General features: G+C 70.2%; 14 protein-coding genes. 7 read left to right on the top strand and 7 right to left on the bottom strand.

The features are described 5' to 3' along the window. Positions 1–193 precede the first annotated feature (193 nt). Positions 194–1,183 (bottom strand): helix-turn-helix domain-containing protein, encoded by a 990-nt coding sequence (locus AB0915_RS12080; RefSeq protein ID WP_366690977.1) that lies wholly within the window; start codon positions 1,181–1,183, stop codon positions 194–196. A gap of 150 nt (positions 1,184–1,333) precedes the next feature. Here AB0915_RS12080 and AB0915_RS12075 point away from each other — a divergent pair, with 150 nt between their 5' ends. Beyond that, the gene (locus AB0915_RS12075) at positions 1,334–2,566 is read left to right on the top strand and encodes an MFS transporter (protein WP_366690982.1); all 1,233 of its coding nucleotides are present in this window, start codon (positions 1,334–1,336) and stop codon (positions 2,564–2,566) included. A gap of 94 nt (positions 2,567–2,660) precedes the next feature. Continuing rightward, positions 2,661–4,013 carry an MFS transporter gene (locus tag AB0915_RS12070; RefSeq protein ID WP_366690976.1) on the top strand — a complete coding sequence of 451 codons (1,353 nt, stop codon included), beginning with the start codon at positions 2,661–2,663 and terminating at the stop codon, positions 4,011–4,013. A gap of 53 nt (positions 4,014–4,066) precedes the next feature. Here AB0915_RS12070 and AB0915_RS12065 read toward each other — a convergent pair whose 3' ends face one another. The 3 genes from AB0915_RS12065 to AB0915_RS12055 all read right to left on the bottom strand — a co-directional run bounded on the left by AB0915_RS12065 (position 4,067) and on the right by AB0915_RS12055 (position 6,103). Next, positions 4,067–4,672 (bottom strand): flavin reductase family protein, encoded by a 606-nt coding sequence (locus AB0915_RS12065; RefSeq protein WP_366690981.1) that lies wholly within the window; start codon positions 4,670–4,672, stop codon positions 4,067–4,069. Between the two features lie 346 nt (positions 4,673–5,018). Further along, positions 5,019–5,228 (bottom strand): DUF397 domain-containing protein, encoded by a 210-nt coding sequence (locus AB0915_RS12060; protein WP_366690975.1) that lies wholly within the window; start codon positions 5,226–5,228, stop codon positions 5,019–5,021. Continuing rightward, positions 5,225–6,103 carry a helix-turn-helix transcriptional regulator gene (locus AB0915_RS12055; protein ID WP_366690974.1) on the bottom strand — a complete coding sequence of 293 codons (879 nt, stop codon included), beginning with the start codon at positions 6,101–6,103 and terminating at the stop codon, positions 5,225–5,227. Before AB0915_RS12055 ends, AB0915_RS12060 begins: the two co-directional genes overlap by 4 nt. A 156-nt stretch (positions 6,104–6,259) precedes the next feature. Here AB0915_RS12055 and AB0915_RS12050 point away from each other — a divergent pair, with 156 nt between their 5' ends. The 3 genes from AB0915_RS12050 to AB0915_RS12040 all read left to right on the top strand — a co-directional run bounded on the left by AB0915_RS12050 (position 6,260) and on the right by AB0915_RS12040 (position 8,867). Continuing rightward, positions 6,260–6,700 (top strand): ATP-binding protein, encoded by a 441-nt coding sequence (locus tag AB0915_RS12050; RefSeq protein ID WP_366690973.1) that lies wholly within the window; start codon positions 6,260–6,262, stop codon positions 6,698–6,700. A gap of 289 nt (positions 6,701–6,989) precedes the next feature. Next, positions 6,990–7,961: a helix-turn-helix domain-containing protein gene (locus AB0915_RS12045; protein ID WP_366690972.1), complete on the top strand. Its 972-nt coding sequence runs from the start codon at positions 6,990–6,992 to the stop codon at positions 7,959–7,961. A 9-nt stretch (positions 7,962–7,970) separates the two neighbouring features. Further along, positions 7,971–8,867: a hypothetical protein gene (locus tag AB0915_RS12040; RefSeq protein WP_366690971.1), complete on the top strand. Its 897-nt coding sequence runs from the start codon at positions 7,971–7,973 to the stop codon at positions 8,865–8,867. 152 nt (positions 8,868–9,019) lie between these two features. Here AB0915_RS12040 and AB0915_RS12035 read toward each other — a convergent pair whose 3' ends face one another. Together AB0915_RS12035 and AB0915_RS12030 are read right to left on the bottom strand one after the other, a co-directional pair. Beyond that, positions 9,020–9,712 (bottom strand): zf-HC2 domain-containing protein, encoded by a 693-nt coding sequence (locus AB0915_RS12035; RefSeq protein ID WP_366690970.1) that lies wholly within the window; start codon positions 9,710–9,712, stop codon positions 9,020–9,022. Beyond that, positions 9,709–10,218, bottom strand: coding sequence for a sigma-70 family RNA polymerase sigma factor (locus AB0915_RS12030; protein ID WP_366690969.1), 510 nt, complete (start codon positions 10,216–10,218; stop codon positions 9,709–9,711). The genes AB0915_RS12035 and AB0915_RS12030 overlap by 4 nt, the downstream gene beginning before the upstream one ends. Positions 10,219–10,733: 515 nt before the next feature. Between AB0915_RS12030 and AB0915_RS12025 the strand changes: the two genes are divergently transcribed. After that, a complete protein-coding gene (locus AB0915_RS12025) occupies positions 10,734–11,429 on the top strand; it encodes a hypothetical protein (protein ID WP_366690968.1) in 696 nt (231 codons plus the stop codon). A gap of 467 nt (positions 11,430–11,896) precedes the next feature. Then, a complete protein-coding gene (locus tag AB0915_RS12020; protein WP_366690967.1) occupies positions 11,897–13,159 on the top strand; it encodes a vanadium-dependent haloperoxidase in 1,263 nt (420 codons plus the stop codon). A 376-nt stretch (positions 13,160–13,535) separates the two neighbouring features. Here the strand turns inward: AB0915_RS12020 and AB0915_RS12015 are convergent, their stop codons facing one another. Beyond that, positions 13,536–14,393: an enoyl-CoA hydratase-related protein gene (locus AB0915_RS12015; RefSeq protein ID WP_366690966.1), complete on the bottom strand. Its 858-nt coding sequence runs from the start codon at positions 14,391–14,393 to the stop codon at positions 13,536–13,538. Positions 14,394–14,449: the final 56 nt, after the last annotated feature.

The following is a 14,449-nucleotide window of genomic DNA, read 5'->3' as shown; positions in this document are numbered from 1 at the left end:
CTGCGCTGCGTTGTCGGGCTCGCCCCGATACGCCCAGTATCGGGGCGACCCTCCGTCTTGCGATCGCACGCACCAGACGCCGCCAGGCCCGCCCTACGGGCGGACGACGCTCCTTTCGAAACACGCCCTAGGCGTGGCATCAGAGGGCCCGCCCTCGGATCCGAAAGGCCCTGGGGCCGCAGCTTCTCCGCCCTCACCGGCCCCCGACCGTCGCCCGGAACGTCCGCCGGTACACCGTCGGCGACACCCCCAGCGCCGCCTGGATGTGCTGCCGCAGTGACGTCGCCGTGCCGAACCCCGCCTCGCGCGCCACCTGGTCGATCGACAGGTCCGTGGACTCCAGCAGCCCCCGCGCCCGCTCCACCCGCTGCTGGGTCAGCCACTGCCCGGGGCTGATCCCGACCTCCTCACGGAACCGGCGCGTGAACGTCCGTACGCTCATCGACTCCTGCTGCGCCATGTCGCGCAGCAGGATCGGCCGGTCCAGCCGCCCGAGCGCCCAGGCCCGCGCACCGGTCGTGGTCGCGAACTGTGCCTCGGGGACGGGCCGCTGGATGTACTGCGCCTGCCCGCCGTCGCGGTGCGGTGGCACGACCGTGCGGCGGGCGACGTCGTTGGCGACCGCCGTGCCGTGGTCGCGGCGCACGATGTGCAGACACAGGTCGATGCCGGCGGCGACCCCGGCGGATGTGAGGACGTCCCCGTCGTCGATGAACAGGACGTCCGGGTCGACCCGGACCTGCGGGAACAGCCGCTGGAAGTGGTCGGCGGAGGACCAGTGCGTGGTGGCGGGGCGCCCGTCGAGGAACCCGGCGGCGGCGAGGACGTAACCGCCGGTGCAGATCGAGACGAGCCGGGTGCCCGGCCTGATGTACGTGAACGCCGCGGCGAGCTCGTCCGTCAGCCGGCCCTCTTCGTGGACGGGGCCGAGTTCGTACGAGGCGGGGATGACGACCGTGTCGGCGGTGGCCAGTGCTTCGGGGCCGCGCTCGACCGTGATCGTGAAGTCCGCGTCGGTGGAGACCGGTCCCGGTGGGCGGACGGAACAGGTAACGACTTCGTAGAGTTTCCGACCCTTGTCATGCGGCTCGGAACTGCGCGCCAGGCCGAAGATCCTTTGAGGGATGCCCAGTTCGAACGGGAGCAGCCCGTCGAGGGCAAGGACGACGACTCTGTGTTTCACGGCAGGGCTCCCTTCACCCCTAGTGGTATAGACCATAAACTGATACATGTCACCGACGTGAAGGAAAAGTCAGCAGAGCACGAGTGCATTCCCGGCACGGCCCGCGCGAACGCACCCTCGCAGTCGTCCCCCTTGGGTTCATCGCCCGCCCTGCCGCCCCTGGACGCGCGCCGGGACGGCGAACGACCGGGAAGCGAGCTCTGGAACCGTAACTTCCGGCTCTTCTTCATCGCCCGGACCGCCGCACTCTTCGGCGACGGCATGATCCCGGTGGCGCTCACCGCGGGTCTGCTGGGGGCGGGGCGCCCGCACGCGTCCGTCGGCTTCGCGCTGGCCGCCTGGATGGGCCCGCTGGCGCTCTTCGTGCTCTTCGGCGGCGTGCTGGCGGATCGTTTCACCCCGCGTCGAATGATGATCATCGCCGATGCGCTGCGGCTGGTCGGGGCATCCGTGCTCGCCGTCTCCTTCGCGACCGGCAACCCGCCGCTGTGGGCGGTGTACGCACTGAGCGCGGTGGCCGGCGTCGGTGCCGCGCTCTTCCAGCCGGGCGTCGCGTCGACCGTGCCCCGGGTGTCGCTGGACGTGCAGCGCGGCAACGCGGTGCTCCGGGTCTCCGAGGCGCTGATGACGATGGCGGGCCCGGCCTTCGCGGGACTTCTGGTCGGACTCGCGAGCGCCGGAGCGGTGTACGCGGCGAACGCGGCGACGTTCGCGGTCTCCGGCGTCTGCCTCTTCCTGCTGCGGCTCGCCCCGACGCCGTCCGACGCGGTGCGGCGCGGCACATTCGTCGCCGAACTGGTCGACGGATGGCGGGAGTTCAAGGCCCGCAGCTGGCTGTGGGGGGTGATCGCGATCTGGACGGTGTACGGATTCACCGTGATCGGCCCGATGCTCCCGCTGACAGCGGTCGAGGTCACCGGGGCGCACGGCTCGGGAACGTACGGCGTGATGATGGCGGTCAACGGCGCGGGCAGCGTGGTCGGCGGACTGCTGGCCCTGCGGCTGAGACCGCGCCGCCCGCTCGCGGCGGGCGCGATCGCGCTGACCGGGGTGTGCGTGAACCTGGTGGTGCTGGGGCTCGGGCTGCCGGTGCCCGCGCTGGGGGTCGGGCAGTTCGTTGCGGGCGGGGTGTTCGCGTTCTGGCTGGTGATGTGGTCGACGACGGTCCAGACACACGTCCCGCCGGAGGCCCTGAACCGACTGCACGCGTACGACGTGGCGGGCTCCCTGCTGATGCTGGCCGCGGGCCGGGCACTGGCGGGACCGGTCGCGGACGCGGTGGGCGCCCCCGAGGTGCTGCTGGCCGGAGCGGTGATCAACGCACTGGTGGTGGGTGTGCTCCTGGTGACCCGGCCGATCCGGCGGCTGGAGCGGATCGGGTGAGCCGGGTGACCGCGCTCCGGCCGTCAGTGCTTCTGGCCCGATCCCTGCGAACCGTGTCCTTCCGGCCACTCGTGGGAGCACGCGCCGGGGCCGGATGCTGGGTGACGTGACCCAGACAACCGATAGCGCGGCCGCCCGGGACGAGGACCGCCCGGCCGCCCGCACACCGTCCCGCGGGCGCTCCCGCCTTCGCATCCACCGCGCCTGGATCGTCGCCGTCGTCACGTTCGTGACGATCATCGGCGGCGCCGCGTTCAACTCCCTGCCCGGCCTTCTCATCGACCCGCTGCACACGGAGTTCGGCTGGTCGCGCGGGGAGATCGGGCTGGCTGTCTCGATCGACATGGCGCTGTACGGACTGACCGCGCCGTTCGCCGCCGCGCTGATGGACCGGTTCGGCATCCGCCGGGTCGTCGTCGTGGCCCTGTCCACGGTCGCGGCGGGGGCGTTCGCCAGTGTCTGGATGACGGCCTCCTGGCAGCTGATGATCTATTGGGGGCTGCTCGTCGGCCTCGGCACCGGCTCGATGGCGCTGGCCTTCTCGGCCACGGTCACCAACCGCTGGTTCGTCGCCAGGCGCGGCCTGGTCACCGGCATCCTCACCGCGGCCGGCGCCTCCGGCCAGCTGATCTTCCTGCCGCTGTGCGCATGGATCGTCGAGGAGCACGGCTGGCGCCCGGCCTCGGTCACCGTCGCACTGGCCGCGCTCGTCGTCGTCCCGTTCGTCTGGCTCCTGATGCGTGACCACCCGGCCGATGTGGGCCTGGCCCCCTACGGCGGCGCGTACGTCGAAAAGCCGGCACCGGCCCGGGGAGCGGCGGCCCGTACCGTACGCGTCCTGGTCGACGCCGCCCGCACCGGACCGTTCTGGCTGCTCGCGGGCACGTTCGCGATCTGCGGCGCCTCGACCAACGGCCTGATCCGTACGCACTTCGTGCCGTCCGCCCACGACCACGGCATGCCCATCACCGCGGCCGCATCGCTGCTCGCCGTCATCGGCGTCTTCGACATCATCGGCACGGTCTTCTCCGGCTGGCTCACCGACCGCTTCGACGCCCGCCGACTCCTCGCCGTCTACTACGCGTTGCGCGGCGTCTCGCTGCTCTTCCTGCCGATGCTGATGGCACCGGCCGTGCACCCGCCGATGGTCTTCTTCATCGTGTTCTACGGCCTGGACTGGGTGGCCACGGTCCCGCCGACGCTGGCGCTCTGCCGCGAGCAGTACGGCGAGGACAGCGCGATCGTCTTCGGCTGGGTCCTCGCCTCCCACCAGGTGGGCGCGGCGCTGGTGGCGTTCCTCGGCGGTGTGGCGCGCGATGTGTTCGGCTCGTACGACATGGTCTGGTACACGTCGGGGGCGCTGTGCGCGACGGCCGCACTGATGGCGCTGGTGATCCGGCGGAAGACGGAAGCCCCGGAACCGGTGGTGCCGACCGGCGCCGGCTGAGGCGGTCGCGCCGATGACGGCCGGGGGATCGGGTGAGGTGGCGGAGTCGTCCGTCACCCGCTGAGGCGCCCGAACTCCCCCCGGTGGAACAGCAGCGGACCGTCTCCGCCCGATGCCCCCAGTGCCTCCACCCGGCCGACCACGATCAGATGGTCGCCGCCCGGATGGACGGCCTGGATGCGGCAGTCGATCCAGGCAGGCACGGAGTCCAGCAGCGGCGACCCGGTCGCGGGAGCGGCCTCGTACGCCACCCCGGCGAACTTGTCGGCCCCGCTCACCGCGAAGCTCCGGCACAGCGCGCCCTGCTCCGCGCCCAGGATGTTGACGCAGAACGCCCCGGCGCGGGCGATGCGCGGCCAGGTCGTGGACGTGCGGGCGACCATGAAGGTGACCAGCGGCGGGTCGAGGGAGAGCGAGGCGAACGACTGGCAGGCGAACCCCGCAGGGCCGTCCGCGTCGTCCGGGTCGTGGGCGGTGATGACGGTGACGCCGCTGGCGAAGTGGCCGAGCACACGGCGGAATTCACCCGGATCGACCGGCAGCCGCTCGTCGTCGGCGACGGCCCGCAGATCCGGGCGCGGCAGCGGATCGACCGGCGTCGGCCCTGCGGTGGTGGCGGCGCCGACGGACCTGAGGTACCGGACGGCGGTGGCGGCCATGCCTGCGTGTCCCATCACATCTCCCATTGAAACTGACGACACGTCAGATAGGAAGGGGCGGGAAGAGGGTTCCGGGTGCGAAGGGGCCGCGAGTCCCGCCGCCGGGCCGGGCTGAGGCGCGTTTCCGGGTGCGCGAGGATACGCACGGGAGGGGAGCCCACGTTCCGATACCTGCCGTCGCAGGAAACGCGGAGCCGATGCCCGGGGCGCGGCGATACCCCCGGCCTGCCGGACCTGTGGGCCGGGCGGTCGATCTCGGGGTACGGCGACCTGGACTCACCGGACTGGTACACGCTTATCCGGTGAGGGGCCCGAACCGCTCCGGCGGGGCGGAGAGCGCTTGAGGTCAGCTTCCGGCGGCGTACGTGACGAAGTCGGCCCAGGCGTCGGGGGCTGCGGCGAGTCGGGGGCCCTGGGTGTTCTTGGAGTCGCGGACGTGGATCGTGCTGGGGGTGGTGGCGATCTCGACGCAGTCGTTGCCGTCGCTGCTGTCGCTGTAGCTGCTCTTGAACCACTTCAGTTCGGGAGCGTTTTCGACGGAGGTCTTGTGGATCATGTCTCTCCCAGCGCTTGCTCGATGAAGGCCAGCGACTCCCGTGGAGTGAGAGCCTCGGCCCGGATGATGCCATACCGCAGCTCAAGGACCCGGAGCTGTCGCGGATCGGAGACCGGACGCCCGCCGTGCACGCCTTCGGTACGCCCTACCCCAGAACCGTCACCGAACTTCAGCACCTGGATCTTTCCGCCTGTTCCCGGGTGGTCCCAGCGGTCGGTCGGCATCACCTGAATTGCGACGTTCCGCATCTGCCCCACCTCCAACAGACGTTCAAGCTGCTGGCGTCGCACCATTGTTCCCCCGATCGGACGGCGCAGCGTCACTTCTTCCAGAACAAAACTGAGATCCGGTGCGGGTGACCGGTCGAAGATGGAACGCCGAGCCGTACGGGCAGCCACCATGCGTTCCAGTTCATCCTGGGAGTACGCAGGTCGGCGCGTCCCGAGCAGCGCTCGGACATGCTCATCAGTCTGCAAAAGACCGTGCAGGTTGTGGTCGCCGTACGACAGCAGCTCCACCGCCCGCGCCTCCATCCGCGCCAGGTCCCGAATCTTCTTCGGGTATCGGACCTCCGCCACGTCCTTCTTCATCGCGGTGATCAGCCCACCCGCGCCCAGCACCTCGTCCGCCCTGTCCAGATACTCCGGGCGCGGAATCCGCTTCCCGGCCTCGACCTTGTAGACCTGGTCCTCCCCGTACCCGATCGCCACACCGAACTCGGCCGCGCGCATTCCGGCCGCCTCCCGGCGCAGCCTCAACTGTCGCCCCACGGTGGCAACGACCGCCGCGCCGGACTCGTCGTCGGGGTCGACCTCCCAACCGGGCTCGTCCGTCTCGCTGCCGGACCGCTCTGTACCGTCCGCATCCACCCACATCTGCGCCACCTCCGACGTGCCGACACCATCGCGGCACCACCTACCCGCACGCCTGCTCCGGACAGCCCGGACAACACCGGACAAGCGCCGGACAGTCACCGTACGCATCTGCTTGATCACTGGTCAGCGTATGCGTGCCCGGCCACGCTCAGTGACGTGAAACAAGAAATTACCGCCCCCCAACCCCCAGCTCCCAGCCGCACGTTCACTGTGTTGCTCTCGCCCACCCGCCGAGGAGCCAGGCTGGCCCGGCTGCTTACCACCGCGTATCTCGGCGAGTGGGGGCTCTCGTCGGAGTCGGCTGCGCAGATCGTCGCCGAACTGGCGGCCAACGCCATGGTCCACGGCCGCGTGCCGGGGCGGGACTTCCGACTCGACCTCACGGTCCACGACGGCGGCGCGCTCCTGCGGATCGAGGTGAGCGACGCCCGTGGCGAGTGCCTTCCGCCCGGTCCGACGGGCACGGCTGTCCCGGACGGCGACTGCGAATCCGGGCGCGGTCTGCTGATCGTCGAGGCGCTTGCGGACCGCTGGGGTGTCAGCCCCGGGCCCTTCCCCCGTAAGACCGTCTGGGCCGAACTCGACCTCGTACCGTAACCGCCGCCACCGGGTCGTGGATTTCCGCGATTCGGTCCTCCGCGACGCGGCGCCGCACGACATCAAAAGCCTTGAAGAACTGGGGAAATGACCCTTCCCAACCTCACCCCGCCTCCCGTCACCCACATGGGTGAGATCGGCCAACTTCGCTGCCATTCGGGCCGGTTGGTTGGCATATGCTCGCCGCGACGAACAACCCCAGAGAGCAACCCCAGACATGCGACGGCCCCCGGCCGGGACTGGCATCCCGATCGAGGGCCTGACCAACGAGGAAGTTAGGCCCTTCCCGATGGATACCCAGCAGATTAGCGCGCCCTCGCGCGCCCCGTCCCGCACACGCGGTCATGCCACGCCGTCGTCCGGTGTCGTGCACGACAACTCCCGGCACACCAGCCGCTTCACGATCGTGGGCAACCACCTCACCCAGCACCGGGAGCTCTCCCTCACCGCGATCGGGCTCGCCGCGCACATCCAGTCGCTGCCCGCCGGAGCCAGGATCGGCATCAAGGACCTCGCCGCCCGCTTCCCGGAGAGCGAGGCCCGGATCGCCGCCGCGTTACGCGAACTCGAAGCCCACGGCTATCTGCGACGCACCCGCACGCGCCTGGCCAACGGCCGGATCGTCACCCGTACCGTCTCCTGCAATCAGCCTGCCGACCGGCGGCCCACAGACGCTGATCCGGGCCGTGAGTGTCCACCGCGCCCGCAGCGTACGGCCCGGCCGCCCGCGTCCATCCGACCCTGCCGGGAGCCCGAAGCCGACGACACGCGTCCGCTCAGGTCTCCGGGCCACACTGTCCCCGCACCACGCCGCGAGCGCGCTCCACACAGCCGGTCCAGGCCCCTCCTCGTGCCGCAGCCGGCCTTTCCCGCAGCGTCCCTCCTGCGGACCGCCGCCGACCTGCTCGCCGGGCTGCACCGCCAGGACCCGCGCCTGTTGCTCTCCGCGCAGGACGTGGACGTCCTGGCCCCGGGGGTTGCCGCATGGCTGGAGCGCGAGGTCGGCCCCGCCGCCGTAGCACACGCCCTGACCAGCGAACTCCCACCCGAAGGGCTGCACCGCCCCGCCGGTCTCCTCGCCCACCGGCTCACCGCCCGGCTTCCGCCGCCGCCCCCGTTCCGGGCCCCGGCCGATCTCCCGTCCCGGCCGCTACCGCTGCAGAACTGCGACGGCTGCGACCGGGCATTCCGCGCGGCGGAGCCAGGAGAGTGCCCCGACTGCCGGACCGACAACTCTCATCCGACCGCTCAACAACTCTAGGAAATCCACATGGTCAGCTCGTCCCACGAGGCGATGCACCGCATCTTCCAGGAGTACCCGGGGCTTTTCTCCCGCGTCTCCGAGGTACTGGGGGTCGCGATCGGCCCACCTGCCTCGGCCACCGTCATGCCTACGGACCTCACCGAGAACAGGCCTCTTGAACGCCGTGTCGACACCCTGCTGCGCATCGACATGGAGGACGACCAGTCGTACCTCCTCGCGATCGAGGCCCAGGGCAAGAAAGACCCGGAGAAACCGGCGAGCTGGATGTACTACCTGTCCTACTTACAGGCGAAGTACAAACTGCCGCCCATGCTGCTGGTCGTCTGCCAGGACCGAGCCACCGCCGAATGGGCCGCGCGCCCGTTCGCCGTCGGCCACCCGCAATCGCCCGTGCTCACCCTGCAAGCCCTCGTCGCGGGTCCGCACAACATGCCGGTGATCAAGGATGTGGCCGAGGCTCGCAAGGACCTGGCACTGACCACGCTGGCCGCGATCACACACGCGGGCGATCCGGACATCGGTGTCATACTCAAAACACTGTCGACCGCTCTGCGGGACGTACCGGAAACCATCGCCGACCCCATCGTCGAACTCACCGCACAGGGCCTGGGCAACCGTCCGGCCGCACAACAGTGGAGGAACCTGGTGGCCGTGGACCTTTCCTTTTACAAGTCACCTCTCTCGGAAGAGATCCGGGACGAGGGCCGCGCAGAAGGCCGTGAAGAGGGCCGTGCAGAAGGCATTGCGAGGAGCATCTTGCTGCTTCTCGCCCAGGTCGGCGTCGACGTGTCCGACGAGGCGCGCGAACGCATCACAGGCTGCACCGACCTCGACACCCTGAGCCGCTGGCTCCTGCGCGCTCCCACCGCCGCGTCCGTCGAGGACGTCTTCGCCGAGAAGTAGGGGGACTGCGGCCGAGACCCGCCGGTGGCTCACGTCGATGGATGAGTCCCGGCCGCAGCGCTGCAAGAGCCTTGTGGGGTACAGGCCCCGGGCAGCTTCACCCCCCTTGGGGGCGGAAGGTGACATGAGCGCCCCGGAGCACTCACAACCGGTCAGAGTGGTCGGGTCGTGGCGACCATGCGTCCCGCATGGTCCATCACGGAGATGGACCTGATGTCCGGAAGGTGCAGGGCACTCGCCCCCGTCACGGCGGCGCTGCCGTTGGGAGTGATCGCCCAGGTGGCCGCCTGCTCCTTGCGGCCGTCCACCGAGGAGACCTGGAGGATGAAGGGTCCTGGTGCTCCTGCCGGCAGATCGGCCAGGGTGACGCTCACCGCGGTGCCCCAGGGCTTGGACGTGAGCGTGGCACGACCGGACACGGAGTACCCGGCGGCCGAGGTGAAGGCCGTGGACGGACCGGTCGACTGCCGGAACGGCAGCATCGACCCCAGTCCGAGCCCGGCAACCACGATCAGGGCCGCAGCCACTGCCAGCCACTGCCGACGAGCCCGGCGCCTGCGTGAGACATCGACGGCGCGGACCTGCCCCAGCAGACGGTCGAGCCCGGTGGGCGAAGCCGGGGGCGCCGCATCGGTGTCGGCCTCGTGCGTGGCCTGGGGACGGGGCGCGGACATGCCCGGGGCGCGGCGGAGCAGTCCAGCCAGGGGAGCCGAGCGCGCGAGCTCGTCACGGCATTCCTGACACGTGGGCAGGTGGGACTCCAGGACGCGGCGGTCGGTCTCGCTGAGACCGCCCAGCACATACGCGCCGATCAGCATGCGCACGTCATCGTGGTCGGTGCTCACCGTAGAACTCCCATTTCTTCAAAGGCTGCGCGCAGGTTGCGTACGGCGTAGTAGGCGCGGGACTTGACCGTTCCCTCCGGGATCGTGAGCCGTGACGCGGACTCGGCGGTGGTCAGCCCCTCGAAGTACAGCGCCTGGATCACGTCACGATGCTCGCTGGACAAGCGTTCCAACGCTGCGGCAATCACGTGCCCCTCCAGCGCCGCCTCCACATCATCGGCAGAAGGTACAGCCGCGAGTGCCTCGTCGTCGTAGAGCGGTTCCGGACGCCGCTGCTCAGCGCGCCAGCTGTCGGTGAGCACGTTGCGGGCGATCGTGAAGAGATAGGAGCGGATGGTGACGTGGCGTGGCTCGATCTTGGTGATGCTGCGCCATGCTCGCAGCAGAGTCTCCTGCACGACGTCCTCCGCCTGCTCAGGACTGCGCACGTACCTGCGCACGAAGGAGAGGAGCACATCGTGGTGCTCGGTGTACAACGCAGTCATCAACTGCTCGTCCGGCGTCACGCTCGATGTCCTCGTCTCGCAGGCTGGGGTCGCTTGGACCGTCGCCGGGCCCGAACTGCAGGCAGCGGACAGCCCGCGCCCCGGGGAGGCGCGGAACCAGATCCGATCCATCCGACTCACTTCCAGACATGACCGCACCGGCTGCGCCGTCTTCGAGGACGGCTGCGACATGCGGCTTCTTGTGTCCTGAGGCACTGATCGTGTGCCCTTGCCGCTACGTATACGACGAGCTGGGGGTTCGAGTTCACCCGCAGGCAGCGGACGAACTCAGGTTCTCGCCGTCCGTCGGAACGAAGGCCTGTCGGCGCTCTTTGCAGCAGGGGTGTGCACGGGAGCGCGGACACGGGTCGGGCGTCGAGACCACGGGTGCGCTGGACGGCATCCTCGTCCCCGCAGCCTTGACGGACGCCGGACGATCCGACGCTGTGCGACTTGGTCGACCTGCGGCCTGAACCGGGTGCCGCAGGTGGTCGTACACATGACCGCAAGCCTCTCAACACTCAGGAGAACAAGTCATGAGGAAGAAGAACCTCGGCTGGTCCCTCGGCGCGGGTACGGCCATGATCCTCGGCCTGGGCGTCGCGGCCTCCGGGCTGTCCAGCGCGAACGCCTCGAGCCTGGACAACACCGCCTCCACCGCAAGGCACCCGGTCAAGGTGGAGGTCCTCTCACCCAAGCGCGGCGACAACGCGGGTGTGGAGGGCAAGGGCTGGATCGTGGACCTGAAGCTCTCCTTCCGGGGCAAGACCCTGGCTGGGACGGGCTTCAACGGGCTCCAGCTCACCGGCCCGGCCGCGCACAACAACATCGCCCCCTTCCCCGGCACGTTCTCCACCGGCCAGGACGAGAAGATCCCTGGACTGGTCGTGCTGGACTCCACCACCAACAGCACCCTCCCCGGTTTCTCCGGGCCCGGCACCAACCTGGCCAACCTGTTCAACCTCTCCGGCGTCACCAACCGCACCCCGCACCAGACCGAACTGTGGGACACCTGGATCGTCGGCGCCCCCATTGTGGGGCAGAACCTCGACACCACCCTGACCGTGGCCGTCGTCGACGACCTCAACCACGACGGCGTCTACAACGACGCACCCGGCGTCGTGAAGGACCTCAACGGCGATGGGAAGATCGGCGCCAAGGACCTGGATCTGATGGGCGTCGCCTCCAACGTCGTCACCGTTCCCTTCCATATCAACGCCGACCCCGTCTGAGAGCCCGTCGGGTGACCTTCGCCCGGACAGGCTCTGAACTCCGCCGGGTCAGGAGAGCGCCGCTGCTGGGCCTGTGAACACCTGCACGTGTGCCGCAGTGCGCGCCGGCGCTGATGAGACGGAGCGACGACGATGTCGTCTCACCCGCCTTCGTCCACTGCTCCGTACGCGGTCCCCTGCGGACACCCGTTGTCCGGCTGCAGACATGCCTGGGCACTTCCTGGGCTCGCCGCCTCCCCGGATACATCATTGCCGGCGCCCGTCCGGCCATGCCGAAGACTGCCCCTGCCTGCAGCGGCATCCCCGCACGGCACCGTGCTCCGCAGGTTCCCGGGCCAAGGCCCCACGGCTTCGTCCGGGAACCTGCTGCGCCCGTGCAAGGTCCTCGATTCTCTGCGTCACGTCGCACATGACTGCCAGACGGACGGGCCGACATCCGGCCCCCCCCACCATGAGGAGCTACTTCCATGAACTCCCCGAAGACCCGTGTGGCCCTGGTGGCCTCCACGGCACTGCTGGTCGCCTCCGGCGCGGCGCCGAGCGTCGCCGCCGCTCCTGCGCCTGAGCACGCTCGCGCCTCCGTGGCGCTCGCCTGGTACGACACCACGGCTGACACGATCGCGGCGGCCGGCTCATCACTCCCTCCGGTGACCAACAGCCGCACCTGGGCGGTCAGTTGGATCGCGGCGGCGCGGGCCTTGCACCATGTGCCGTCTGGGGTCGACCGCGGGGACTACCAGGACGCGGCGCTGGCCGCCGCGGTGCACCGCGCCCTGGTCGAGCTGGTGCCCACCCGTGCCCCGGAGCTGGATGCCGCCCTGCAACAGACCCTGGACCAGACCCCCGACGGCCCGGCCGAGACCTTGGGCGCCGCAGCCGGCGAACGCCAAGCGCTGGAGGTCCTGCACGACCGTGAGGGAGACGGCCTCGACGGGGCCTCGGTGAACGCCCCCTTCACCGCGCCGCCGGCCGCGCCAGGCGTCTGGCAACCCACCCCGCCCGCGTTCGCGCCCGCCATCCAGAACGGCACCCGGTTCGCCCGGCCCTTCCTGCTGAAAAGCGCCGGCCAGTTCCGACTGCCCGCACCTCCCGCTCCGACGTCCAAGCGGTACCAGACCGACCTGAAGGAGGTTCGAGACTTCGGCGAGCTGAACAGCACCGTGCGCACCGCGCGGCAGACCGACACGGCCAACTTCTGGTTCGACTCCTCGCCGGCCCTGTGGACCAAGCCGATTCGCGTCGCGCTCGCCGCCACCTCCCATCAGCCGCTGCGCAAGCAGGCCGAACTCGTCGCCCTGGCCAACGCCACGCTGGTGGACACGCAGATCGCCACCTCCGACAGCAAGTACACCTACCCGCTGTGGCGCCCCGTCACCGCGATCCGGGCAGGCGTCGGCGAGATACCTGCCGACCCGTCATGGAACCCGCTGCACACCACCCCGGCGCACCCGGACTACCCCAGCGGCCACAACACCTACGCAGGCGCGGCGGAAACCGTTCTCACCGCCCTCGTAGGACCGCGCACGGCCCCGTTCACCCTGACCAGCGGTACCGCGCCAGGCGTCGTCCGTACGTACACCGCATGGCACCAGCTCACGCTGGAGAACATGGACGCGCGGGTCTGGCTGGGCATTCACACCCGACTCGCGGATGAGGCCGGGGTCACACTGGGTACCGATGTCGCCACGTACGGCCTGAACCACGCGCAGGCGCTGTTCCAGCAGCACTGAATCGGCCGGGCGAACACCGCCGCGACCGTGCGCAAGTCCCTGCTCCGCTGCCAGTCGCTCGTGTACCCCACCCGGCCAGAGGCTGGGTGGGGTACACCATGAACCGCTCCTGACCGGCCGACCCGGTGCTCCCCTGCACCAGGGCGGCCACCCGATCAGCCAACCATCACGACCCTCAAACACCTGGTGAGCGCGGTTGTGACGGTGTCGTCGGGGTCTCTCTCCTTCGATCGGGCGGGGGCGGCAGCCGAAGTTTCCCCGCGGGCTGCGGCCGGGGCCCGTCGGCGACCACGCCAACCGGTGAGTCCCGGCGGCACAGACGGGAGCAGTTTCTCCGTGGTGGTGGGGGATGCAGGCGTGAGCGCCCCCGAATTCCTCACAACCCGCGGTACTTCGGTGTACGCCGTTCCACGAAGCTCGCCACGCCCTCGTTGGCGTCCTGCGTCGTCATATTGATCTCCTGGGCCATCGCCTCGGCCGCGAACGCCGTCGCCCGGTCGGAGTCGAGGGAGGCGTTCACCAGCTGCTTGGTGAGGGCGATCGCGCGGGTCGGGCCGTCGGCCAGGCGCTGGGCCCACGCGCGGGCCGTCGCCGTCAGATCCTCGTCCGGGACCACCCGGTTGACCAGACCCAGGCGTTCCGCCTCCGCCGCCGGGAGCGCGTCGCCGAAGAACATCAGCGCCTTGGCGCGCTGCGGCCCGATCAGGCGCGGCAACAGATACGCGCCGCCGCCGTCGGGCACGAGGCCGCGGCGTACGAACACCTCGATGAACTTCGCCGACTCGGCGGCCAGCACCAGATCGCAGGCGAACGCGAGATGGGCACCGATACCGGCCGCCGTGCCGTTGACGGCCGCGATCACCGGCTTCTCGCAGTCCAGGACCGCGGCGATCATTCGCTGCGCGCCCAGCCGGATGGTGCGGGCCACATCCCCCGGCACCCGGTCGCCCGTCGACGGTGCGCCGCGCAGGTCGGCGCCCGCGCAGAAGCCGCGGCCGGTGGCGGTGAGGACGACGGCCCGGACCGCCGGGTCGGCGGAGGCCTCGGCGAGGAGCGCGATGACGCGTTCCCGCTGGTCCCAGGTGACGGCGTTCATTGCCTCGGGGCGGTTCAGCGTGATCCACGAGACGCCGTTGTCGGTGGCGTGGAGTATCAATGAATCGAGCGGGTCGGTCGGTGCGGCGGACCCGGTGTGTCCGGTGTGCTCGGCGGTGTCTTCGGGGGAGGACGGCATGAGGCAGCTCCTGGTTAGGTGGTGTGACCGGTGGCGCGTCGGACGGGGTGGCCGGC

The organism is Streptomyces sp. NPDC048411 (genome assembly GCF_040704695.1).
Classification (GTDB): domain Bacteria; phylum Actinomycetota; class Actinomycetes; order Streptomycetales; family Streptomycetaceae; genus Streptomyces.
This window is presented reverse-complemented; position numbering and strand designations above follow the sequence as displayed.